The 21,720-nt window shown below is 57.9% G+C and carries 19 protein-coding genes; 6 read left to right on the forward strand and 13 right to left on the reverse strand.

All coding sequences use genetic code 11. From position 1 onward, the window contains the following. Nucleotides 1–306 precede the first annotated feature (306 nt). On the forward strand, nucleotides 307–2,100 hold the full coding sequence (locus VB780_RS09395) for an alpha-glucosidase (protein ID WP_323350880.1): 1,794 nt from the start codon (nucleotides 307–309) through the stop codon (nucleotides 2,098–2,100). 112 nt (nucleotides 2,101–2,212) lie between these two features. Further along, nucleotides 2,213–3,931 carry an alpha-glucosidase gene (locus tag VB780_RS09400; protein ID WP_323350881.1) on the forward strand — a complete coding sequence of 573 codons (1,719 nt, stop codon included), beginning with the start codon at nucleotides 2,213–2,215 and terminating at the stop codon, nucleotides 3,929–3,931. A gap of 77 nt (nucleotides 3,932–4,008) precedes the next feature. Here the strand turns inward: VB780_RS09400 and VB780_RS09405 are convergent, their stop codons facing one another. Continuing rightward, nucleotides 4,009–4,608: a tetratricopeptide repeat protein gene (locus VB780_RS09405; RefSeq protein ID WP_323350882.1), complete on the reverse strand. Its 600-nt coding sequence runs from the start codon at nucleotides 4,606–4,608 to the stop codon at nucleotides 4,009–4,011. 194 nt (nucleotides 4,609–4,802) lie between these two features. On the opposite strand from VB780_RS09405, the gene VB780_RS09410 reads away from it, so the two are divergent. Further along, nucleotides 4,803–5,201: a DUF5335 family protein gene (locus tag VB780_RS09410; RefSeq protein ID WP_323350883.1), complete on the forward strand. Its 399-nt coding sequence runs from the start codon at nucleotides 4,803–4,805 to the stop codon at nucleotides 5,199–5,201. Between the two features lie 202 nt (nucleotides 5,202–5,403). Here the strand turns inward: VB780_RS09410 and VB780_RS09415 are convergent, their stop codons facing one another. Next, complete coding sequence (locus VB780_RS09415) at nucleotides 5,404–6,378, reverse strand: aldo/keto reductase (protein WP_323350884.1); 975 nt, start codon at nucleotides 6,376–6,378, stop codon at nucleotides 5,404–5,406. A gap of 376 nt (nucleotides 6,379–6,754) precedes the next feature. After that, entirely contained in the window at nucleotides 6,755–7,168 is a 414-nt protein-coding gene (locus tag VB780_RS09420) for a MerR family transcriptional regulator (protein WP_323350885.1), read from the reverse strand. Nucleotides 7,169–7,332: 164 nt separating this feature from the next. Between VB780_RS09420 and VB780_RS09425 the strand changes: the two genes are divergently transcribed. Next, the gene (locus tag VB780_RS09425) at nucleotides 7,333–7,947 is read left to right on the forward strand and encodes a DUF6962 family protein (RefSeq protein ID WP_323350886.1); all 615 of its coding nucleotides are present in this window, start codon (nucleotides 7,333–7,335) and stop codon (nucleotides 7,945–7,947) included. A 3-nt stretch (nucleotides 7,948–7,950) separates the two neighbouring features. Here VB780_RS09425 and VB780_RS09430 read toward each other — a convergent pair whose 3' ends face one another. Next, nucleotides 7,951–8,874 (reverse strand): LysR family transcriptional regulator, encoded by a 924-nt coding sequence (locus VB780_RS09430; RefSeq protein ID WP_323350887.1) that lies wholly within the window; start codon nucleotides 8,872–8,874, stop codon nucleotides 7,951–7,953. A gap of 397 nt (nucleotides 8,875–9,271) precedes the next feature. On the opposite strand from VB780_RS09430, the gene VB780_RS09435 reads away from it, so the two are divergent. Beyond that, nucleotides 9,272–9,736, forward strand: a complete 465-nt coding sequence (locus tag VB780_RS09435) for a DM13 domain-containing protein (protein ID WP_323350888.1) — start codon at nucleotides 9,272–9,274, stop codon at nucleotides 9,734–9,736. 179 nt (nucleotides 9,737–9,915) lie between these two features. After that, nucleotides 9,916–10,437, forward strand: a complete 522-nt coding sequence (locus VB780_RS09440; RefSeq protein ID WP_323350889.1) for an orange carotenoid protein N-terminal domain-containing protein — start codon at nucleotides 9,916–9,918, stop codon at nucleotides 10,435–10,437. A gap of 207 nt (nucleotides 10,438–10,644) precedes the next feature. On the opposite strand, the gene VB780_RS09445 is transcribed toward VB780_RS09440, so the two are convergent. From VB780_RS09445 to VB780_RS09485, 9 genes are all read right to left on the reverse strand, one after another. Continuing rightward, nucleotides 10,645–11,367 (reverse strand): lipase family protein, encoded by a 723-nt coding sequence (locus VB780_RS09445; protein ID WP_323350890.1) that lies wholly within the window; start codon nucleotides 11,365–11,367, stop codon nucleotides 10,645–10,647. A 74-nt stretch (nucleotides 11,368–11,441) separates the two neighbouring features. Then, nucleotides 11,442–13,088: a S8 family serine peptidase gene (locus tag VB780_RS09450; protein ID WP_323350891.1), complete on the reverse strand. Its 1,647-nt coding sequence runs from the start codon at nucleotides 13,086–13,088 to the stop codon at nucleotides 11,442–11,444. Nucleotides 13,089–13,232: 144 nt separating this feature from the next. Further along, nucleotides 13,233–15,296, reverse strand: coding sequence for a potassium channel family protein (locus tag VB780_RS09455; RefSeq protein ID WP_323350892.1), 2,064 nt, complete (start codon nucleotides 15,294–15,296; stop codon nucleotides 13,233–13,235). A gap of 78 nt (nucleotides 15,297–15,374) precedes the next feature. Next, nucleotides 15,375–17,402 carry an ABC transporter ATP-binding protein gene (locus tag VB780_RS09460; protein ID WP_323350893.1) on the reverse strand — a complete coding sequence of 676 codons (2,028 nt, stop codon included), beginning with the start codon at nucleotides 17,400–17,402 and terminating at the stop codon, nucleotides 15,375–15,377. 123 nt (nucleotides 17,403–17,525) lie between these two features. Then, nucleotides 17,526–17,927, reverse strand: coding sequence for a hypothetical protein (locus VB780_RS09465; protein WP_323350894.1), 402 nt, complete (start codon nucleotides 17,925–17,927; stop codon nucleotides 17,526–17,528). A 30-nt stretch (nucleotides 17,928–17,957) separates the two neighbouring features. Further along, complete coding sequence (locus tag VB780_RS09470) at nucleotides 17,958–18,608, reverse strand: hypothetical protein (protein WP_323350895.1); 651 nt, start codon at nucleotides 18,606–18,608, stop codon at nucleotides 17,958–17,960. After that, nucleotides 18,605–19,411 carry a TIGR04255 family protein gene (locus VB780_RS09475; RefSeq protein ID WP_323350896.1) on the reverse strand — a complete coding sequence of 269 codons (807 nt, stop codon included), beginning with the start codon at nucleotides 19,409–19,411 and terminating at the stop codon, nucleotides 18,605–18,607. Before VB780_RS09475 ends, VB780_RS09470 begins: the two co-directional genes overlap by 4 nt. 113 nt (nucleotides 19,412–19,524) lie before the next feature. Beyond that, nucleotides 19,525–19,902: a hypothetical protein gene (locus VB780_RS09480; protein ID WP_323350897.1), complete on the reverse strand. Its 378-nt coding sequence runs from the start codon at nucleotides 19,900–19,902 to the stop codon at nucleotides 19,525–19,527. A gap of 26 nt (nucleotides 19,903–19,928) precedes the next feature. Then, entirely contained in the window at nucleotides 19,929–21,671 is a 1,743-nt protein-coding gene (locus VB780_RS09485; RefSeq protein ID WP_323350898.1) for a VWA domain-containing protein, read from the reverse strand. Nucleotides 21,672–21,720 lie beyond the last annotated feature (49 nt).

Consider the following 21,720-nt stretch of genomic DNA (forward strand, 5'->3'; position numbering starts at 1 on the left):
AACCACTGCCCTAAACTCATTGGTTTTGAGTGATTTTTCCTACTTAAATTTGCTGATAGGCAAGTCTTTCTTCGGGCGGATAGCATTGTTCTCTTGGGTTCTAAAATGAAGTAACCCTGTGGTTAAGGCAGGTTGAAACCTTAGTCTCTCCACAGCGGTTTCTAAATCAGCCGGTGAATATCGCTGGTGGTAAATACTTCAATCTGTTGTCGAGACTGATGTGGGCAAGTTCAGACACCCTGCTGCTGACGTTCAACGCACTGGGCAGATTGAAGCCACGCTTCTCAACATTGAAAGGATTGATCTATGCAGACCGTTGAATGGTGGCAAAATGCTGCAATTTACCAAATCGTGCCCTGGAGCTTCTTAGATACCGATGGCGATGGTCGGGGCAACTTAAACGGCATCGTCGATCGCCTCGACTACATTTCGGCCCTGGGGGTTGATGCTATCTGGCTAACGCCGATCTATGAGTCGCCCATGGATGATTTGGGCTACGACATCACCGACATGATGGATATTGACCCGGTGATTGGCGATCTGAATGTTTTTGATAAGCTCTTGGCCCTAACCCACGCCCGGGGCCTGCGGATGATTGTCGATCAGGTGTGGGGTCACACTAGCGATCGCCACTTCTGGTTTTTAGAAAGTAGCGAAAGCCGCGACAACCCCAAGGCCGACTGGTATGTGTGGGCCGACCCCAAGCCCGATGGTTCACCGCCCAACAACTGGCTCTCGGCCTTTAACGGCGACTCCGCCTGGAAATGGGAACCCAAGCGCGAGCAGTACTTTTTGTTTCACTTTTTGCGCAGTCAGCCCAAGCTCAACTGGCAAAACCCCGAGGTGATCGAGGCTATTTTAAGCCGGGCGAAGTTTTGGCTCGATCGCGGCGTAGACGGGTTTCGCATCGATGCCCCCAACTTTTTTATGCACGACCTGGAGCTGCGCGACGAGCAGATTCGCCCCGAGGGCAGCCCCCATCCCGACGGCATCGACCCCGAGAACCCGATGGCGAAAATGATGTTTGAGCGCAGCTTTTGCCAGCCCGAGGCCCTAGAGGCGCTGAAGCCTGTGCGCGATTTAATCGACCAATATCCCAGCACCGTTACCCTGGCCGAAGTCACCCTGTGCGAAGATTCCATTGCGCTGTCTAGCGAGTATGTGCAGGGCAAGCACCGCGCCCACTTGGCCTACAACAGCGCCCTGCTGGTCGATCAGCCCATCAGCGCCGGGCTGATGCGCCACACCCTCGAAAAAATGGAGCGGTACTTCACCAACGGCGGCAACTGCTGGATGGTGGGCAACCACGACTACGGTCGCCTGCGCAGCCGCTGGAGCGGCAAAGATGCCGCTGGCACGCCCTATCCCGAGACGTTTTATCACCAGGCGGCGGCCATGCTGGTGTCTATGCCCGGTGCCCTCTGCCTGTACCAGGGCGACGAGCTGGGCCTCAGTGAGGCTCGCATTCCTGAAGATATTTCGGTGAGCCAGATTCAAGATCCCTTCGGCAAGGCGCTGTACCCCGACGTGGTGGGGCGAGACGGGTCGCGCACGCCCATGCCCTGGCAGTCCTCCGCCGTCAGCGCGGGTTTTTCGAGCCATGCCGACACCTGGTTGCCCATTCCCGAGGCCCACCGCCCCCGAGCGGTAGACGCTCAAACCGAAGACCCCAGCTCGCTGCTCAATACCTGGCGGCGGTTGCTGCACTGGCGCAAAAACCAGCCTGCTCTGATGCAGGGAAATTGCCGCATTCTCGATACCGAAGAGCCACTCTTTGCCTTTATTCGTGAGGCTCCCCAGCAGCGTATGCTGTGTATGTTTAATCTCAGCCCAGACACGGCCCACTTTGATCTGCCCGACGACATGTTGCCCTGTGTCACCGCCACGGGGGCCAACCCGGCGGCTAAGCGCAACGAAGGCATGCTGCGTCTGCGGGGCTACGGCTATTTCTTCGGCAATTTACAACCCACTACCCCACCGGCCAATAGCGGCACTGCCAAAGATACGTTAGAACACCAGGGGGATGAGGAGAGCAGCTCTGGGGCTCAGCTGTCTAAACCCCGTCACCGGCCCCAGCGATCGCTGACTAGACAGTCGTAGCGATCGCCCATGGCGACGTCGCTGGACTGAGGATGCGTTTTCCACCCTGAAATGGCTCTGCCCTGTTATTGGGGATCTGAAGGTCACCGTTGGAGCTTGGGCGTGGGTTTCTATGAGATTTCCCTCTCCTGAAAGCGTTTCCAGGGGCGTCGCCGCTCCCTTTGCCGTACACACAGACTTGTTTATGCATTCCCCCTCTGACTGGTGGCGTAGTGCCGTCATTTACCAGATTTATCCGCGCAGTTTTGCCGACAGCAACGGCGATGGCATTGGCGACCTGCCGGGCATTTTGCAAAAGCTCGACTACGTTGCCGATCTGGGGGTGGATGCGGTGTGGATTTCGCCCTTTTTTAAGTCGCCGATGGATGACTTTGGCTACGACATTTCCGACTATCGAGCGGTAGACCCAATCTTTGGCACCCTAGAAGATTTCAAAGATATCCTGGCGGCCGCCCACGATCGCAGCCTCAAGGTCCTCATCGATCAGGTGTGGAACCACACCTCTGACCAGCACCCCTGGTTCCTCGAAAGCCGCGAGAGCCGCGAAAACCCCAGGGCCGACTGGTACCTGTGGGCCGACCCCAAGCCCGACGGCACGCCGCCCAACAACTGGCTCTCGACCTTTGGCGGCAGCGCCTGGGCCTGGGAACCGCGCCGACAGCAGTACTATTTGCACAACTTTCTCACCAGCCAGCCCGACCTCAACTGGTACAACCCGGCGGTAGTGGAGGCCATTTTAGACACGGCGCGGTTTTGGCTTGAGCTGGGGGTCGATGGCTTTCGGCTGGATGTGGTGAACTTCTTTACCTGCGATCGCACCCTGGCCGACAACCCCATGCGCCCGCCAGACATGCCGCGTCCGGCGGGGGCCACCGCCACCGATCCATTCTTTTCGCAGATCAACCAGCACAACCTCGACCAGCCCGAAACCCTGGCCCTGCTCAAACCCATTCGCCAGCTGATGGATCGCTACGGTGCCACCACCCTGGCCGAAATTAGCAGCACGGAGGATGCCCTGCTCACCTCTAGCGAGTACGTGAAGGGTACCGACCGACTGCACACCGCCTACAACTCATCGTTGATGACCGACGAGCCCTTCACCGTTCAGCGGATGCAGGCCTTGATTCGCCAGGTCGAAACGCTGTTTGATGAGGGCGTCATTTGCTGGACGGCGGGCACCCACGACTTTCCTCGCCTAAAGAATCGGTGGAGCAAGTACCAGCCCAGCAGCGAATTTTTGCAGGCGGCCTTTGACCACATGTTTGCCGCCCTGATTATGTCTTTGCGGGGCAGCTGCTGCATCTACCAGGGCGACGAACTGGGCCTGACCCAGGCCGACATTCCCCACGAAAAGATGAAAGATCCCTTTGGCATTCAGGGCTACCCTCAAGTACTGGGGCGCGATGGCTCGCGCACGCCCATGCCCTGGGCAAAAGAGGCTCTTGAGGCGGGCTTTACCACCAGCAATGACCCCTGGCTACCCATTCCCGACCAGCACCGTGACAGTGCAGTGGATGTGCAGGAGGCCAACCCAGACTCGCTGCTGCACAAGTATCAGCGGCTGATTCACTGGCGCAAACAGCAGCCCGCTCTGACCGGGGGCGACCTACAGCTGCTCACCCTAACCGAAGAGCGGCTGCTGGGGTTTGTGCGCACCTGCGACCAGCAGCAGCTGCTCTGTCTGTTTAACCTAAGCCCCGAAACCGTCTACCAAGACCGATCGCCCCTGCCGCCCTGTGAGCCCACGGGGGAAGGGGTATTTAGCGATCGCAGCTACGGCGACACCCTCGAAATCCCCCCCTTTGGAGTGTTTTTCGGCAATATCCTCTAGTTTCAGCCGTCTACGCCTCAGGGGGATGCTATCCGCCTTGAGGCGTAGGGTTAACCAGAGCAGGGCTGAGTGGAGGTCTAACCAGCCTGGCTTTGCAGCGCAATGTCTTGGCACAACTGCTGAATATTCGCGCGCGCACCCGCCGCCGCCTCGGGCTGGGAAACCCGTCGATAGCTGCGGTAGGCCTCTTTTACCCGGCCCAGGCGGTGTAGGGCAACGCCGCGAAACAGCCAGGCCTGGCTGTGGTGGGGGGTGAGCCAGAGGGCTCGATTGCAGCAGTTGAGGGCGGCCTCTAGGCGGTTGAGCCAGAGCAACACGGCGGCTTTTTGCACCCAGAGGCGGGCGCTGGCAAACCCGGCCAGGGTTTGGGCTTGCTCTAGGCTGGCGAGGGCATCTTCGTAGCGGCCTAGGCAGGTCAGCGCCTCGGCTCGGCCATACCAGCTTTCGACGGCGTGGGGCTGCACGGCCAAGGATTGCTCAAATAGCTCTAGGGCGTCTTGAAACCGGCCCATTTCCAGGCGAATTTTGCCCAGCTCGCAGCGGCCCATGGCGACGGTGCGGGGGTCAAAAGCCGAGGGCGCAAAGGGGGCCATACCCAACGCCCGACGACCGGGGGCGATCGCAGCAGAGCGAGAGCCAGTGGGGGTGATTTGGCGATCGCGAACCATAGTTTCCATAATGTCTGTCCTTTTCCAATTGGGAATCGGTGCATTTTGTGTGATGGCTAACGGTAATCAGCGGTTGTGGCGATGGTGTGTCGATGGCGTCTCAGCGGTGTTGCACCGCCCAGAGGTGGCCCTTTTGTCACAGTCTTGGCACATCAATGACACACCCCAACCCTACTCTAAACACCATTGTCAGGAGGTAAACGATGGATTTGGAACTGTCCTATAAGCGATATCAGCTCGAAATTCCCCCCGGCATTTGGCAAGAGTTTTTTGCCCAGCTCACCGATGAGCACCGAGGCCGCTTGATCACCCTAAAACAGCTAGATCGAGAGCTGGGGGAATTTGACGTACTGCGTCAGAAGCCGCTGTTTTCGATTACCTACGACCAGCCCGACCACAGCCGCGATCTGGTGGTTACGGTGAATCGCTTTTTGGGCATCCGCGAGGCCGTCTACGCCCACCGCATTGTGGCACCCCAGGCCGTCAGCATTGTCACCGACGACGATGGGGCAATTCAGACCTGTACCATTACCGACGACGACAATGCCCAGACCACCATCAGCTTTGAGTTTCAGCAGCTAAGCCAGCCCCGAGGGTTTTAGGGCCGCTAGTTACGCTAGTTGACTGAGATATGTGGGAAAGGGGTGCTCGGCGAATCGGGCACCCCTTTGTTTGCTAGGTGTCGGTTTGACCTAGGTAGTGGTTTAGAGAATTCTGCGATGGCGTTGGATATCGGTACCGGCCCTTGAAGATCCCCCTGCCCCCTTAAAAAGGGGGGTTAGAGCGGGTTTTAGACAGCAACACTTAGCGGTTAACGGTGCTCATGTCGGCGTAGCGATCGCCCACGGCGGCCCCCTGGGGGGCCACGGCGTCAATGCGATCGAGGTCGGCCTGGGATAGCTCAATCTCTGCCGCCGCCACGTTTTCTTCGAGGTACTTGCGGCGCTTGGTGCCGGGGATGGGCACCATATCGTCGCCCTGGGCCAGCAGCCAGGCCAGGGCCAGCTGGGCGGGGGTGACGGATTTTTCGGCGGCGATCGCCTTCACCTGATCGACTAGGGCCAGGTTTTTAGCAAAATTCTCACCCTGGAAGCGGGGGGCATGGCGGCGATAGTCGTCGGGGGCAAAGTCGTCAGGGCTTTGGTAGGCTCCGGTCAAGAACCCCCGCCCCAGGGGGCTATAGGGCACAAAGCCGATGCCCAGCTCGCGCACCGTGGGCAAAATTTCGTCCTCCGGCTCCCGGCTCCAGAGGGAGTATTCGGTTTGCAGGGCGCTGATGGGGTGCACAGCGTGGGCGCGGCGCAGGGTGGCCGGGGCCGCCTCGGACATGCCCAGGTAGCGCACCTTACCCGCCTGCACCAGCTCGGCCATGGCCCCGATGGTGTCTTCGATGGGCACGGTGGGGTCTACCCGGTGCTGGTAGTAAAGGTCAATGACTTCGACCCCGAGCCGTTTGAGCGAGTCGTCGCAGCACTGCTTGACGTATTCAGGGGTGCCTTTGACGCCGCCCCATCCGCCCTCGGCGGTGCGCACGTTGCCAAACTTGGTGGCCAGCACCACTTGGTCGCGGCGGTCTTTAATGGCGCGACCCACCAGTTCTTCGTTGGTAAAGGGGCCATACATGTCGGCGGTGTCGAGCAAGGTGACGCCTAGCTCTAGGGCGCGGTGCAGGGTGGCGATCGCCTCGGCTTCATCGCGATCGCCGTAGAACTCCGACATGCCCATGCAGCCGAGCCCAATGGCGGAAACTTCCAGTTGACCTAATTTACGGGTTTTCATGGCTTAACTCCTGGTTTAGGTTGTTTTATTCCAATATCGTTCTCCCCTAACCCTCAATTTGGAGGTTGGGATGCTCAAATTTCCGCAGCACAGATCCACTGGACAGACTGCGAAAGATGAAACTTGAGGGCTTAGATAGCGTTTGCAAAGTGAGTCGCTGTAGCTTTAGTCACCGGCTGATCCCCCCTGCCCCCCTTAAAAAGGGGGGTTAAAAGTCCCCCTTTTTATAGACGCTTGCGGCTTCCCGCAGGGTAGGGGGATTTAGGGGGATCTCCGCTTTTGCTACAAAAAATAGGACTCTTTAAACATCCTCTAAGGAGGAATTTAGGGGATCTTGACGTTTGCTATAAGAAACAGACCTTCTCAAACGTCTTCATTACGCGGAGCGGGTCTGTTCAGAGGGGTTGAGTGAGTCATGGAGATTGGCCTCTAGTTCTGAGTAGTGCTGAATCTTCCAGTCGATGACGGCCAGGTTTTCTTGAAGCTGCTGGATTTGGGCTAGCACCGCTTCGCGATGGGCTTCTAGAATCTGTCGTCGGCTGTGGAACCCAGAGTCGGGCTGCGATCGCACCAGCTCTGCGTACTCCTGCATTTGGCGAATGGGCATGCCCGTCAGCCGCAGTTTGTTGAGAAACTCGATCCAGCGGAGGTCGTTAGCCGAGTAGCGTCGATGGCCGCTGGTGGAGCGACCAATGGGCGCAATCAGGTTGCAGCGCTCGTAATAGCGCAAGGTGTAAACGCTGAGCCCGGTGGCGGCGGCGACCTGCTGAATGGTGAGTTCCTGTTCCATATCTGCACGTTAGAGGTTAGAGCGCACTCTAAGTCAAGCATTTTTTTGAAAGGGGTGGATGCGTGGGTGAGTGAGTGGGTGGCAACGGGGTGGTTGTTTGCCTGGAGTATTCTTAGACTTTAAGACTGGGTTGCACGCCCAAGCTTCATTTGTCTTTCCTCGGCATGGCAGAACCACTTGCGACTCTGACTGACTATGCGATCGCCCTAGAGTGCCTGCTGCTGGCCGGGCTACTCTTGGGGCAGAGGAATATTCAGCGGCTCTGGGCGGCGGCCTTTACCAGCGTTAGCGGGGCGGCGGCAATGGGGGGCACCTACCACGGGTTTGCTCCCCAGCTTTCCCTAGGGCACCGCATTTGGCTGTGGCAGGGGATGGGGATGGCGGTGGCGATCGCCAGTTTTTTTACGCTGGCGGCGGCGGCGGCGACTCTACGCCGGGGCGATCGCCGGTTGCTGCTGGCCTTGGCTACAGGAAAACTGGCCGGGGCGATCGCCGTGGGGTTTACCCTGTGGGGGTTTGCCCTGCGGGTGGCCGATTATCTCAGTGCGCTGATTATTGTGCTGCTGGTGCAGTGGCTGCAGCGCCATAAGAATCCGGGTGCTCCGGTCTGGCTGCTGGCGGCGATCGCCCTCTCTGCAATGGGGGCCATCGGGCTGCTGATTCCCTGGCCTGGGGTCAGCCCCCTGGTGGTCTACCACCTGGTGCAAATGGTGGCGCTGTTCTGCATTTACCGCAGCGTTGCGGCTACGATTCAGGCCCATCCCAGGGCCTGGGGATAGCGGCTAGGAATTTGGGGCGGCAGCAACGGTTGATCGCGTGGCACTGGCGGCGATAGAGCTGCCCAGAGCCTTGAGCACATCGAGAAAAGCGTAGATGGCCGGGGTGTGCAGGGCACCGCCCAAAACAGCGGCCCCAATGATGCGCCCCAGGGGCACCGGCAGCGCAAACACCTGCACCTGGGGCGGAATCGGCTCGGCGGCCAGCCGGGGCAGAATGGTCGCCCCCAACCCCTGGGCCACCAGGTTGACGATGGTGGTGTCGGTTTCGACCTCAGAGACCACGTTGAGCTGGTACCCGTAAGACTGCACATGCTCGTAAACATCGCGCATCATGATGCGATCGGCGGGGGGCATAATCAGCGGGTGCTGGGCCAGCTCTGCCCAGGTGAGCTGCGGCCCAGCCAGCTTAAAACCGGGCGGAAACAGAGCCACGTAGGCGTTTTCCAAAATCTCTCGGGTGTCGAGATCATCTGCGGCTGGCAGCAGGGTAAAGCCAATGTCGGCGCGGCCCTCCCGCAGGGCGCGTTCGACCTGGAGGTAGTTGTCGTGCTCGCTGAGGTTGACGGCAATGTTGGGGTGGCGGTGCTTAAACTCGGCGATCGCGTCGGGCAGCAGGTGAATGGCAATACTACGAAAAGAGGCAATACGCACCTGGCCCCCCTGTAAACCCCGCGCCAGCTCGGCCTCGCGGGCAATGGCGTCGGCCTGCTGCAAGATGGTGCGGGCGTGGCTGACGATGCGATCGCCCACCGGGGTGAGCCGTGCCCCGTGCCGCCCGCGAGAAAACAGCACCACCCCCAAATGGTCTTCCAGCGCCGAAATGCTGTGGCTCACCGCCGACTGCGACATATCGAGGTTGAGCGCGGCCTCGCTAAAGGTTTCATGCTCGGCCACAGCCACTAAAATCCGCAGCTGAGACAGTTTCATCTGATTTTGGTGGTTATCCCGCATCCCTGCCCAAATCTAGAGACCATTGCCAGACCCTAGGAGATTACAGCAGGTTGTCGGCTAAAACCGCTCGCAGGCGACATCAGGCCCAAGCTCCACAGCCGGTGAAGTCTGAGTTAAAACGGCCCAAAACGCCAAATATTCAGGCCCATCGGGATTTTTTCGCTCTTGTTTTTCGTTCTTCGCTCTTCGATTTTCGCTCTTTCCCTGTAGGTATCCCCAATTCTCCTGCCCCTGAGTAGGCAGCCGCATCCCTCATCGTTTTCTCAACAGCTCTTCAGATTTAGATCAGGGTATTCTCACGCGGGCCACCGATGATGGCCACAAGCATCAACCGATGGCCTAACCCGATCGCCCATTACTGGAGATAACTTCTATGAAAAATCTGATGTTTGCCGCCCTAGCGTTTGGGGCAACGGCGGTGGCGCTGGGCACTAGCATTGCCCCCTCCACGGCAATCCTGCCTGACTCGCTGCTGAGTAGAGGGGCTGTAGCTGCGACAGCCTTCCTAGCTCAGACCCCAGGCCAGTTTGTCACCGTCGAACAAGACCACGCCACCAGGGGTACCGCCACCCTAACGACCGCCAGCGGGCAGCGATATCTAGAATTTGATGCCGCCTTTGACACGGCGCGTGGCCCGGCGGTCGAGGTCATTCTCTACAAAGGCGCGACGGTGCCCGTCAATATTGCTGAGGGCGACTACTTGACCCTCGCCCCCCTACAAAGCTTCTCCGGGGCGCAGCGATACCTGATTCCGGCGGACGTTGACATCAATGACTACCAAACCGTGGGCATTTGGTGCCGCCAGTTTAATGTCACTTTTGGCTACGCCCCGATCTAGAGGCTCTGTCTAAGCAGTAAATCGCTTAGACACAAATGCATCTCAGCTGTATTGCCAGCAGTCGATCCCCCCCTTACCCCCCACGCCTCTACCAATTGGCTACGGCCATGTCTCCCCCGCAGCCGATGTAGGGGCAAGGGCCACCGGTTTAAGGTGAAGCGACGATATTGGATGGCTTTATGGCTGACAAGCAAACAACTCAAATTACCGAAAACTCTACCGATGACCTGTTTCAGCGCTACGATGCGCTGTCTGTAGACGACAAGCTGGCATTGCTCTACTACGTCTACGAAGCTATGGGTAGCTCAATTACCCCAGCGGCCCCCGGCGCAGCCGACCCAGAGCTGGCCGAACCATTAGTTACCGAGCTGTTTGATATGTCTGAAGAGGAACAGCTAGAGGCGATGCGCAGCGTGGCGAAGGGCGACCAGAGCGATATTTCCCAGCGTTACGGTGCTCTCAGCGCCAATAACCAACTGCTGGTGTGGTTCGGCTGGGCCGAGGCCATGGGCAACCAGATCGTGGGCATGCCCAGCAACTACAGCGCTCAAGGCGATGTCAGCAAAATTTTGTCTGACCTTAAGGGTATGGAGTTTCAGTCGCAGATTTCGCTGCTGCGGGAAGCCGCTACTCAGATGGGTTTTAGCAGCGTCACTACGCCCCCTCCCCTAGCCGAAACCGGCGTCACCGACAGTCTGTAGATACAGCTATAGTCAGGATCTGAAGGACTTCTCTCAAAGACTGCTAAAACCGCTTGAATGGTTTTGAGAGAACTGTCTCAATTAGACTGGCGATCGCTGTAGCAGCGTGGCCCCGGCATCTCTATGGTGCCGGGGCCGCGAACGTAGGCCTTTGTGGCCGAGCCACTATCGGCGGGTGGGCCTTGGCATTAAATCGCATTCCCCCGATTAGGCGGCCTTAACTTCAGCCTCTAAACCCTCAATGTAGGCGCTGATGGAATGGTCGCTAAATCGGCGGCTGAGCACCTGCCAGGTCCAGCGAGAGCCTAGCTGAATCGCTTTTTCTACATGGTCAAAGCCCTGCCAAGTACGGGGAATGCGGGTGACAATATCCCAACCGTAGATGAAGCGATAGCTGTTGGGAATGCGGCCATTGTAGGACTTGACCATGGCGGTGTTGCCCACGCGGGGAGCGCCAAAGGTGTACACCTCAAACCTGAGATCGCGCTTGGCTCCCAGGTTGTACTGGATGTCGAGGGCGGCGATGGTGGCCAGCGCCCCGCCCAAACTGTGGCCCGTGACAATGACATTCTGGCCCACAAATTTGTCCATGGCCTCCAGCAGTTGCTGGCGCACGGCGAAGTAGGCCGTCATAAACCCCTGGTGAAACTTGACCTCGGTGTTGCCGTCGCCGTAGGGGTAAACCTGCTGACGAAACTGAACGTTGTTCATCCAGTCGATGGATTTGTCGGAACCGCGAAAGACGATATAGAGGCGATCGCTGGTCAGCTCGTTTAAGATCGACACCTGGGTATCGGTAAAACCACTGTCCTGGCTTTCTACGAACACGGGCTCGACGTCGGGATAGTCTGAAAACCGCAGGCCGCTAAAGTCGCGGTAGACCTCCTGGCACAGGCGAGCGCATTTGAGAGCAACGGCGTAGTCGACCATGAGGCATTTCTCCAAAAGGGCGTAGTCTCCCCTAGAAACTATCAGAGGAGCGGCCTAAACCACTGCTGTGAGCCCTAGGGCGCAGGCACCGACCACCAGGCCAGGGCATAGGGCTGGGTAGGTTCGCTGTGGGCCTGCTGCTGATAGATAACTCTCAGTTTGTACCGGCCCGTTTCCGGAATTTGATAAAAAATGTGTTCAACGCTATCGACCTCGCTCACCGATGACCACACGCTGTTGGCAATGTCGTCTTCGGCGGCGGGCATGAGGTATAGATTGAGATCGTTGAGGCCTTTGTCGTTAAAGCTCTCGCCCAGGTCATAGAGGCCATTGCCGTTGGCATCGACCAGATCTACCACCCGCTCCCAGGCCAGGGTAGCCGACAAAAAGCTGCCGGCCTGAAGGGTATCGGCAAACGCATAGTCTTGCACCGCAGCGGGCTGGGCCTCAAGCTCGGCAAAATTCCAGCCGATAGGGGGGATCGCCTGGTCAGGGCCAGCGGTACCGGGGGCCAGCTGCTGGTAGGCGCGGTAGGCGTTGAGATGGCCGGTACCCAGATCGCTGTGGAGCGGAATCTTCGGGTCGCGGTAGGCGTCAGACTCCAGCCAGGAGCGGTTGCCGTCGTCTACCAGGGTACGGCTCATGCCCAGGCGCAGGCCATCGCCGCTGTCTTTAACCTTGTCGGCAGAGTTGAGCAGCACAGCTTTCATCACCATGGGGTGGCGGGCATTGAGAGACCAGTTGGGCGACCCGGTGCGAAACTGGCGATCGACAAACTGCTGCATCAGGGCAACGGTGCCAGCCACGTGGGGCGAGGCAAAGCTGGTGCCGCTAGAGCGCCGCACCTGCCCGTCGGGGTCGATCAGCTCAATGTCGCTGCCGGGGGCCACCAGCGTAATCGAACGGCGAGGCCCTTCGTTGGTTTCGGGGGCGGCGGCGCGGCGCGACTGAAAGGTGGGTTCGCTACCCAGATTAGAGTAGTCAATTTTGTTGAACTCACCGTTGACCTGGCGCGAGTAGGCGATATTCAGCCCGTTGAAGTTGTCGGTGGGGATGGGGATGCCGCCGCCGCCCTGGTTGCCCGCAATCACGTACAGAGAGCCGTGCACCCGCGACGACCAGTCGATGCACTGGGTGAGCAGGGCGTTGCCGTCGAGCACCGCGTTGGGTCGTGGGTCGCGGCCCAGGGGTTCGCCAAAGCTGAAGTTGATGGCTCGCACATCGCCGCCGTTCTGCAGCGCCACCGACTGGGAGGCGAGGCATTCTTCGGGCTGGGCGCTGCGATCGCTCAGCGGCCCCACCGCCCCCGAGTACAGCAGCGCCTCGGGGGCAACCCCGGTGCGCAGTTTGTCTTGGCTAATCATGACGCTGGCCACATTGGCTGCATGGCCATCGACATACTCGTCGGCCACGGCCCAGCCGTCGAGCAACAGCACCCGCCGCACTACCACGGGCAGGGTTTCTGAGGCCACTTTGTCGAGGCCAAACTGGCTGGGGCGGCCAATTTCAACCTGGCCCAGGGCAATTTTTGCGCCGGTTAGGTTATAGGGTTCACCGTGCAGCCGCAGGGCGTCGATTCCTGGGGCACCCACCGATTCGGTGAGGGCTAGCACTGGCAGGGCCAGAGGTACCAGCGCGCTAATTCCCCCCAGCCAGAGCAACGCTTTCAGGCGGGGCTTTGCCCCTCGGTGCTGCGTTATTCCTTTACCCCACTTAGCCATAGCCCCGTCCTGCTGCAAATATCTCTGGGCAAACTCTATCGCAAAGGCCCTAGCCCCGGCAGGAAAACTGCCGAATCTATCTATTTCTTCAGAAATCCTCTGGCCGGAGCGATGGTCAGGGACCGACCCCCAGGGCGATCGCCCCTAGGAGGGCGGCGGCACCACCTCGGCCTTGACCTGGGCTCGGGTCAGCAGGCGGCTGAGGCGCAGGGCCTGGTGGCGGTAGAGGGACAGCGGCAGGGTGCTGGGCAGCTGGGCCATAAACTCCCGCGCGTCGCCCAGACGGTAGCCAGCCACCCGAGCCAGCTCGGTGGCCCCGTCGAACAGAGCATCGGCGGTGAAGGCTTTTTCGATGTAAATGTGCCAGGTGCGGGGGGCGAGTTCCTGCTGCTCAATGCGGCGCAGACCGCTGATCGTGGCCAGTACCACCAGGCGATCGCCCGGCTGCAATCGCGTGTCGTCGGAGGGCATGATTTTACCGGGCTGGTCGGGGTGCTGATGCCACAGGGGCACAACGCCGTAGCCATAGGCCACCTCCGCCAGCAGCATGCCGACCAGGGTATCCCCAGTTTCGACCTGGTACTGAGTGATCAACACCGTTTGGTCGTAGAGGCGAAACAGGCCGATGACATGCTCACCAAAAGCCGCCCCGGCAAAGGCTTCAGCAGACAGGGCCGAGGCACAGAGCACCTGGGCAAAGGGAAAAATCTGGGCGACGCGATCGGTAAACTGCTGGTCGTAGGTGCGAATGATGGCGCGGCAGTAGGGGTTGAGGCGGTGGGCCAAGAGCCCCATTTCCAGGTTTTGAATTTCGTCTTCGCTGACCGCCACAACGCTTTTGGCGGTGGCTAGGTTGGCTTTGTTGAGGGCGGCGCTGACATCGCCGGTCAGCAGCGGCACTCTGGGCAGCACATCGGCATCGAGACCGTGGGACGAAATCCCTACGACGGGCTGGTTGAGCTCTTGCAGCGCGGCCAGCACCTGCCGCCCGACCCGCCCCAGCCAGATCACCACTACGTGGTCTTTTTCGGGCACCGGGGGGCGGCGCTCCATAAACTCAAACCGCAGGGTGAGCAGTTTTTCGGTGAGCAGGGCGTAGAGGACGCCGATAAAGGCGGCTCCGGCCACCGTCAGCACCACCCCAAAGGATTGCAGCAGGCGCGGATGCTCAAAGTCTTCTAGGGCTTCGTAGACATCCCCATAGCCGCCAAACAGGGTGATAAACGTGTACAAAAACGCCTGAAACAAAGGAATGTCGTCGGGGGAGTTGGCGTCTAGCAGCAGCGTGCCGATCAGACACAGCGCTAGCACCGTGATACCGCAGATAATCGCCACCCGACGCAACTGCTGCCCCGAACTCGATCGCACTAGATGAATGAAATCCTGCTTTAGGGTCGGCCAGTGGCACAGCCGGGCGATCGCCCGGCCGATCTGTCTGAGGGGCTTTCGCCGCACGGGCTGAGGGGCTTCGCGGTGAAGGGTACGCAGCTGGGCATCGCTTTCAACCATCACCACCTCGTCGCCCACCCGCAGGGCAGTGTCGGGAATCCAGGAGTAAAACAGGCTGGAGGGGCTATCGGCCATCACCCAGGAATCTTCATCGACGGGGGTATGGCATAGAATGCGGCGGTGGTGGGTATCTAGCTCGTGGAGATGGCGGCGATCGCACCAGCCGTGCCCCGACTCCAACCGCTGCTTCACCACCTGAAAGCGGTGGCCATCGAGGGTAAAGTAGCCGATCAGCTCCTCCCCAAAGGCCCCTAGGGCAAAGGCGGGGGCTGCCAGCTGGGTGGGCTCAAAGGCAATAAAATTCTGCAACTGCTGACCCATCAGCTCGTTGAGGTTCTGCTTATCCGATCGCATCACCAGTCGCACCTTGGGGTTCAAGACCCGCGCCGTCAGCGCCGCCTCCAGATTGACCCGCTCATCCTGAGTCACTAGCAGCACCGCCCGACACTGGCGAATACCCGCCTTCTCCAGCACCTCCGCCGAGCGGCAGTCACCAATTTCTAAGTGGTCAATTAAATCCCGCAGGTGGGGCACCTCCCACTGGTCGGGCAGGGTGTTGTTGATGGCGTGCACCGGCACCCCAAAGCTCTTGAGATTGGCCACACAGTTTTGGCCCAGGCTGCCCAACCCACACACCAAAAAGCCCTCGTTGGGGGGTGGGGTTTCGCGCTTTTCAGGTTGCGGGGCTGCGGTTGCCATGCCGGTGAAAAAAGGCAGTGTCTAGATGGCCTAAGGTTTAAGGTACAGGTTTTCGGAGAATCTCCTGAACCCTATGCCCTAAACCCCAAGCCGCTGCAAACGATACAGGCTCGAATACAGCCCCTCCCGCGCCAGCAGCTCGTCGTGGCTACCCTGCTCGACCAGCTCGCCATACTTGAGCACCAAAATGCGATCGACGTTGCGAATAGTCGATAGGCGGTGGGCAATAATAATCGCCGTGCGCCCCTCCAGCAGACGCTCTAGGGCCTCTTGAATCATTGCCTCGGTGCCCACATCCAGGTTAGCGGTGGCCTCGTCCAACACCAAAATCCCCGGATCGCGAATTGCTGCCCGGGCAAAGGCCAATAGCTGCTTCTGCCCCCCCGAGAGGTTGGTGCCCCGCTCCCGCAGCTCGGTGTCGTAGCCCTGGGGCAGGTCTTCAATCAGCCCGTGAATGTTGGTCTGCTTCGCGGCCTCAATCACTGCCTCTAGGGGATATTCTTCCCCCAGGGTAATATTGCTCTTTACATCCCCAGCAAAGAGGAAGCCATCCTGCAAAATCACCGCCATGCGCCGCCGCAGCTCCGCCTGGGGCAGGTCACGAATATCGACTCCATCCAGCAAAATCGCCCCCTGGTTGATGTCGTAGAGCCGACACAGCAGCCGAATGATCGAACTCTTCCCCGCCCCTGTTGGCCCCACCAAAGCTACCTTTTCGCCGGGGCGAATGGTGAAGGTGAGGTCTTTGAGCACGGGCTCATCGGCCCTATAGCCAAAGGTGACGTGGTCGAAGCGGATTTCGGAGGCTTTGGCGGGTGAGGGGGTGAGGGGGTGGAGGGGTGAGGAAGATGAGGAGGATAAGGAAGATGAAGCGGTGGGGGAGATGGGTGGATAGGTGGTGGGGAAGGTGGCTAAGCTGCTATTCCCTTCGCTTTTGCCTTTACCTATTAATTCCTTCGCTCCGTTGCCGTTGACTCCGCCAAGCCCCATCGCCGCGCTCTTATTGCCCCCACCTTCCTTACCTTTCTTACCGTCCCCATCTTTCCCTACCTTCTCTGGGTCGCGAATCTCGACTGGCACGGTAAACAGGTCGGTGATGCGCTCCACGGCAGTGAGGCCGGCCTGGATGGCGGTGAACTTGTCGGCAAACTGGCGCAGGGGGTCGAACAGGCGCTGGGCAAAGAGAATGAAGGTGGCCAGGGTACCGAAGGTGAGGGCGTCTTGCATGACGAGTAGACCGCCGAGCCAGAGCACGCCACCGATCGCCACCAGCGAAATCCACTCCAGCGTCGAGGACACCGCCGAGTCGTAGAAGATGGTTTTATCGACGGCGGTGATGTATTTCTGGTTGGTGGCCCGAAACATTTCGGCGTTGTAGCGCTCGCGCCGAAACAGCTGCACCACGTTGATACCCGCGACGTTTTCTTGCAGGGTGGCGTTGAGTTCAGAGAGGTATTCGCGGGCTTTGTAGTTGGCCTTGCGAAACTGCTGCTGAAAGTAAATGATCAGCCAGGTGACGGGCACCAGCAGGGCCAGCAGCATGAGGGCTAGCTGCCACTGCATGGTAAACATCACCACGAGCAGCACCAGCATCGACACCACATCGGTGATGATGCCCACCGCCCCGGTGGAGAACACGTCGCCCAGGGCATCGACATCGCTGGTGATGCGGGTGATCAGTTTGCCCACGGGGGTGCGGTCAAAGAAGCGCACCGCCAGCGATGTGACGTGGGTAAACAGGTCGGTGCGAATGTCGGCGGTAATGTTTTGCCCCACGGCCTGCACCAGGTAGCTCTGAAAGCCATCCAGCAGCAGGCGAATCAGCACGGTAACCACCAGCAGCCCCACCAGCAAATTCAGCCCGCCCTGGAGGGTGCGACCCTCTAGAAAAAACATCACCGGCTCTTGGCGAATCAGGGAGATAGCCTGCCCAATTAACACCGGCTGGAGGGCGTTGGCCAGCGACAGGGGCACCAGCAAAATCAGCGGCAGCACCAGGGCATTGCGGTGCTTGTAGATGTAGGGCCACATGCGCAGAAACAGCCGCCAGTCGCTATCGGGGCGGCGGGTGGTGTCGTCGCTGGGCAGGTTGGAGGTAGCGGTCATAAAGGTGGGAAAATCGTGGCAAAGATGATTACAAGCGCACTTTTCAGTTTAGGCGTGAATTTGTATCTGTGAAGCAGATTTCAGAAGTAAGAATTCTCACTACCCCTCTATTAAGATATAGAATTAAGAAGCCATTACAGGCTTGACCAGCCATTCAGCCTTATCCGCTATGATTCGGGCATCTTTTTTTCTCCGATTATAGGAACTATCTGGTGGCGGACATATCAACGCGTGAGATAAATCCTCTTCTTGGGGATCTGCTACTACTATGTGGCCTAAAGATCGTGGAAGTTTTGCATTAATCTCTACTAAGCCTTGCTGTTGATAATTCTCGAGAACCTTGTCAACCGAAGTTAAACATGCCCTGCATACAGAAACTTCGCCAGTTATTCCATCGAGAAACGCAGCTGAGGAAGGACGCAAATTTCCGTCCTTATCTACTTTAGTAAAAACGTTAGAGGGTACAATTCTACGCCAAAGCCTTTCATCATCACTGATTGATTTATCATCAACACGTGGCTGCATAGGAAAGGGATTTGGAATAAATATAATTACTTACTTAGACAATAACCACGCAAGGAGTTCGTGAATCCTCGCTATGCCGTTGGTACGCTCCAACTTGCCTTCCATCATGCCATCTTCCAAATGATTAGCACTTTTATCTACAGTCAAAAACTCGATTGAACCATCGGGCAAAAACTCTAGCTCTAGTTCGTATTCACCAATCTCCCACTCAAGTTGTAAGCCGCCACCTGGCACAGGACAAATAAAAGGGGACGGTAAAATTTCATTTTGAACCTGAAATAAAACATTTAATAACGATTGAAAAGCATCCTCAGTAATTTTCGGACTACCATAGCTGTCCCAGTTTTCCGTAAGCTCTTTAAACTCGAATGCAGACTTCAAAACAGGCAAAAGCCAACTCGATCGAGCTTCGTAAGGAGTAATTTGAGTCTGTTGATATTTTTGACTAGGATCATAGAATGCCTTCTGATCCCCGTAAGGCACCGCATAATATAAAGCGCCTGATCTGGAAGACGTGATGCTTTTAATTTTGGTGGTTTTATTGTTTACTTGCTGCAAAGATGAATCTGCAACCCTATCGAGGGTAAGAGTGTTTGAAATTTCAGAAGCATAATTATAAGTAGTAATGGCTGAGGAAATACCAAGAAGATGACTATTATAATGGGCAGCTGAGGTACTCATATTTTTTTAATTCCCCATATTTCATGCATTCTTTCAGTTGTTATATCCAAAAAGCTATTAACAATCCATTGACGCTCTGTATCAAGGCAATCCAATACATCCTCCAACGTTGAGGAGTTTGGTTTGCCAACAGCAGTCAAACTAAGCTGAATTATGTCTTTCGAATCACTATTTCGTAGGGCAGGTTGCATATTTACAAGCAAGCTTCCATCGATTTCAGGTATTGGATAAACAATTTGGAATGCTAGCGAAGATGCCGACGGCAAGAAGACGCTTGAGATGCCTTTTTGCCAAAAACGAAACATTTCAGGCATGTCCTCCAGGGACTCCCATTCTCGAGATTTTTCGAAATGGTTTACGTAAGTTATCTCGCATTTTTTGACCTGCGGAGATTCAATACCTTTTTGTTGAAGAAAATCGCAGAATCGTGTCCACTCTTTGATAAATTCTGGGCGGATTGTCTTCTCATATCGAGGATAGGTACCTTCGGTAATGTACTTGCGCCAGTTGTAAAGGAAACGATCACTCTGAACTTGTAACAGTTGAGCTTCTGAAGAATGATGAAACCAGAAACGAACTGGAAACTTACCTGGAAAACCATACTCTAGAACCAGGTCTTGAACAGATGTAGTTGTAACAGGTGGCTGAGTTTCGTATCTCGGATATTCTTCCTGAATAACTTGCCAGAACTCGGCAAAACTCATTATTGACCAGTCATTGAGTTCATTGAACTCAACACCTATTACATTCTCTACAACAGGTGGTTCTTCAAAATCGGGGAGTGTTTGGGATGTCTCAGTCATATAATTCTGAGGCAGAACTCACTTTTATCCCTAATATACGTGATTTAGCTCTATATGGCTTGTCAGTCTTATAAAGCGGGTGAAGAATCGACCGCCACAGCATCCTACACTCCTTAACTACCGCAGGAGAGCACCACCGCATTGGGGCTTTCCTGGGTGGCCTGCTGCATTTGGGTGGGGTTGGGTCTGCCGTAGGTGCTGAGGGTCTGCACATCTTCGGGGGAGGGCACGGCCTCGGCAACTTCCTGCCCCAGGTCGCTGACGTAGATTACTTGATCGATGGTGAGCTGCCGCTGCTCTTGCTCGGCGTAGAGGCTGGCGTAGCGATCGCCCACCCGTTCCTGCCACTGGGCCGGGGCGCAGTAGCTGCGATCGATAATCACCGTTACCGCTGGGCCAGCCAGAAGTTGGCGCAGCCCCAGCCCCAGGCCGGCAAAGGTTAGCCAGCCCAGGCCGAGGGTGAGAATCAGTCGTTGGTTGGGGTTGCGCATGGGTGAGTCGAGTCCGACCAAACGACCTATAGATTAACCTGGAACAGGTCTTTGAACAGGGTTTGCACGTTGTCGGGGGTGCCCTGCTGCACGGTGGATTCGCGCAGGGCTGCGATCGCCTGTAATTCGCCCTGGTTGACCTCCCCGTAGGCGATGGGGTAAAACCGCACATCGCTATAGGTCAAAATGTCTTGGATGGCGTCAAAGGTGTAGCCCCGGTTGACCTCGCCATCGCTGAGCAGCAGCAGATAATAGCGTCCGTTGGGATCTTTTTCTTTTTGGGCCAGCAGGTCGGCGAGGCCCACCATGGCCCCGTCGTACATGGCTGTCGCACCATCGGCCCGCAAACTGTCAACGGTGGCCAAAAACTTTTGGTGCTGGAGCTGATCAAAGGGGGCCAGGGGCAGGCGGCGGGTGGGCGCATCGGCAAAGGTGACGACGCTGACGTAGTTGCCCGCGTTGATCTGCCCGGCGGCGACCCGCAGCCCATCCTTGAGAGCCTGGATGCGATCGCCTTCCATAGAGCCGCTGGTATCGATGACCAGGGCCATATAGACCGTGCGGCCCCCGTCTTTGCGCAGCTTCCAGTTTGACTGGGCGGCCAGCAGGGTCTCGCCGTTGGGGAAGGGGGGCACCTGGTTGGCCTTGAGGTAGTCGGTTTCGACAAAGCCCTGCTGCTGGGCTAGGGTCTGCATTTCGGCCGACTGGGCAAACTGGGCAAACCGCTGTAGCGCCGCCGCCTGCTGAGGCGTGTTCCAGCCAAAGCCGACTAGGGGGTTGTTGTGGGGCACGCCAAAGGGCACAAACTCGGTGTCGCTAAAGCCGGGCACCTCCCGCAGGGCCAGGTAGTTTTGGTATTCCAGCGGAAAGGCTTGCAGATTGCTCTGGTCGCGCAGAAAGAGTTCTTGCAGGTCGAGGGTGGTGGGCGTGGTGATCAGCACCTGCTGCTGAAACTGGTCGAAGACCGAGTTGACCTGGGGGGTTTGCAGCTCGGCCACGGTGAGCTGGCCGCCGTTTTCTTGATGCCCTGCCGCCCGCCAGTAGAGCGTGTAAAGCAGATTGAGCGCAGTGGAGCTGCTGTAGGGGTTGGGGTAGGCTACGGTGACTTCGCCCGAGGCGATCGCATTTAATAATCGATCGAAGCTGACGGTGCCATTCTCAGCCAGGCTGTCGTAGACGGGTTTAGGCAGCACCCACCCAGCGGTGTTGGGCACCAGCCGCGCCGCCACGGGCACGGTGCTCACCCCCTGGCTCTGCACCATCGCCACCCAGAGATCGTTAGACGGGCTATAGCCCTGGGGCTGCACAGCCCCGGCCCCCAGCAGCCGAGCGGCGGTGCCCGAGGCCACCTGACGCACCCCCACCTGAATGACTTCGCCTGAGGGCAGAGTCTCTTGGCGCTGGTTAAAGGCTTCGGCCACTTCTACCAACCAGCGCTCGTTTTGGCGATCGACGTTGGCCTTTTCTGACGAGCTGTAGATTTCTATATAGGCGGTGTTGCCCCCACCGGGCTGGGCCGCATAGAGCGGAAAAGTGTTGACATCGGGCAGCGGGTCTTCGATCTGGTCGGTGGTGTAGCGGCTAGCCACCTCATCGGCGATCAGGTCTTCACCCACGTTGATGTTGGGCATTACCGACTGCTGTAGTGCCTGCTGGGCGCTCTCCACAGAATCAACCTGGGCAACGCGCCCCGTCTGACCAGGGGTGCAGTTCCACAGCAGCACGGCGCAGAGGCTGAGGAGGAAAAGGATGAGGGGAAGGCGGCGCATTTTAGGGAGGGATGGGTGGGGAATAGAAAGTGGGGAAGGTGAGGGAGTA

The organism is Leptolyngbya sp. CCNP1308, assembly GCF_034932455.1.
Classification (GTDB): Bacteria; Cyanobacteriota; Cyanobacteriia; order Phormidesmidales; family Phormidesmidaceae; genus Nodosilinea.

Excerpts from the sequence above, each read along its gene's own strand:
- VB780_RS09395 (WP_323350880.1), top strand. The coding sequence starts at position 307 with ATGCAGACCGTTGAATGGTGGCAAAATGCTGCAATTTACCAAATCGTG.
- VB780_RS09400 (WP_323350881.1), top strand. The coding sequence starts at position 2,213 with ATGAGATTTCCCTCTCCTGAAAGCGTTTCCAGGGGCGTCGCCGCTCCC.
- VB780_RS09405 (WP_323350882.1), bottom strand. The coding sequence starts at position 4,608 with ATGGAAACTATGGTTCGCGATCGCCAAATCACCCCCACTGGCTCTCGC.
- VB780_RS09410 (WP_323350883.1), top strand. The coding sequence starts at position 4,803 with ATGGATTTGGAACTGTCCTATAAGCGATATCAGCTCGAAATTCCCCCC.
- VB780_RS09415 (WP_323350884.1), bottom strand. The coding sequence starts at position 6,378 with ATGAAAACCCGTAAATTAGGTCAACTGGAAGTTTCCGCCATTGGGCTC.
- VB780_RS09420 (WP_323350885.1), bottom strand. The coding sequence starts at position 7,168 with ATGGAACAGGAACTCACCATTCAGCAGGTCGCCGCCGCCACCGGGCTC.
- VB780_RS09425 (WP_323350886.1), top strand. The coding sequence starts at position 7,333 with ATGGCAGAACCACTTGCGACTCTGACTGACTATGCGATCGCCCTAGAG.
- VB780_RS09430 (WP_323350887.1), bottom strand. The coding sequence starts at position 8,874 with ATGAAACTGTCTCAGCTGCGGATTTTAGTGGCTGTGGCCGAGCATGAA.
- VB780_RS09435 (WP_323350888.1), top strand. The coding sequence starts at position 9,272 with ATGAAAAATCTGATGTTTGCCGCCCTAGCGTTTGGGGCAACGGCGGTG.
- VB780_RS09440 (WP_323350889.1), top strand. The coding sequence starts at position 9,916 with ATGGCTGACAAGCAAACAACTCAAATTACCGAAAACTCTACCGATGAC.
- VB780_RS09445 (WP_323350890.1), bottom strand. The coding sequence starts at position 11,367 with ATGGTCGACTACGCCGTTGCTCTCAAATGCGCTCGCCTGTGCCAGGAG.
- VB780_RS09450 (WP_323350891.1), bottom strand. The coding sequence starts at position 13,088 with ATGGCTAAGTGGGGTAAAGGAATAACGCAGCACCGAGGGGCAAAGCCC.
- VB780_RS09455 (WP_323350892.1), bottom strand. The coding sequence starts at position 15,296 with ATGGCAACCGCAGCCCCGCAACCTGAAAAGCGCGAAACCCCACCCCCC.
- VB780_RS09460 (WP_323350893.1), bottom strand. The coding sequence starts at position 17,402 with ATGACCGCTACCTCCAACCTGCCCAGCGACGACACCACCCGCCGCCCC.
- VB780_RS09465 (WP_323350894.1), bottom strand. The coding sequence starts at position 17,927 with ATGCAGCCACGTGTTGATGATAAATCAATCAGTGATGATGAAAGGCTT.
- VB780_RS09470 (WP_323350895.1), bottom strand. The coding sequence starts at position 18,608 with ATGAGTACCTCAGCTGCCCATTATAATAGTCATCTTCTTGGTATTTCC.
- VB780_RS09475 (WP_323350896.1), bottom strand. The coding sequence starts at position 19,411 with ATGACTGAGACATCCCAAACACTCCCCGATTTTGAAGAACCACCTGTT.
- VB780_RS09480 (WP_323350897.1), bottom strand. The coding sequence starts at position 19,902 with ATGCGCAACCCCAACCAACGACTGATTCTCACCCTCGGCCTGGGCTGG.
- VB780_RS09485 (WP_323350898.1), bottom strand. The coding sequence starts at position 21,671 with ATGCGCCGCCTTCCCCTCATCCTTTTCCTCCTCAGCCTCTGCGCCGTG.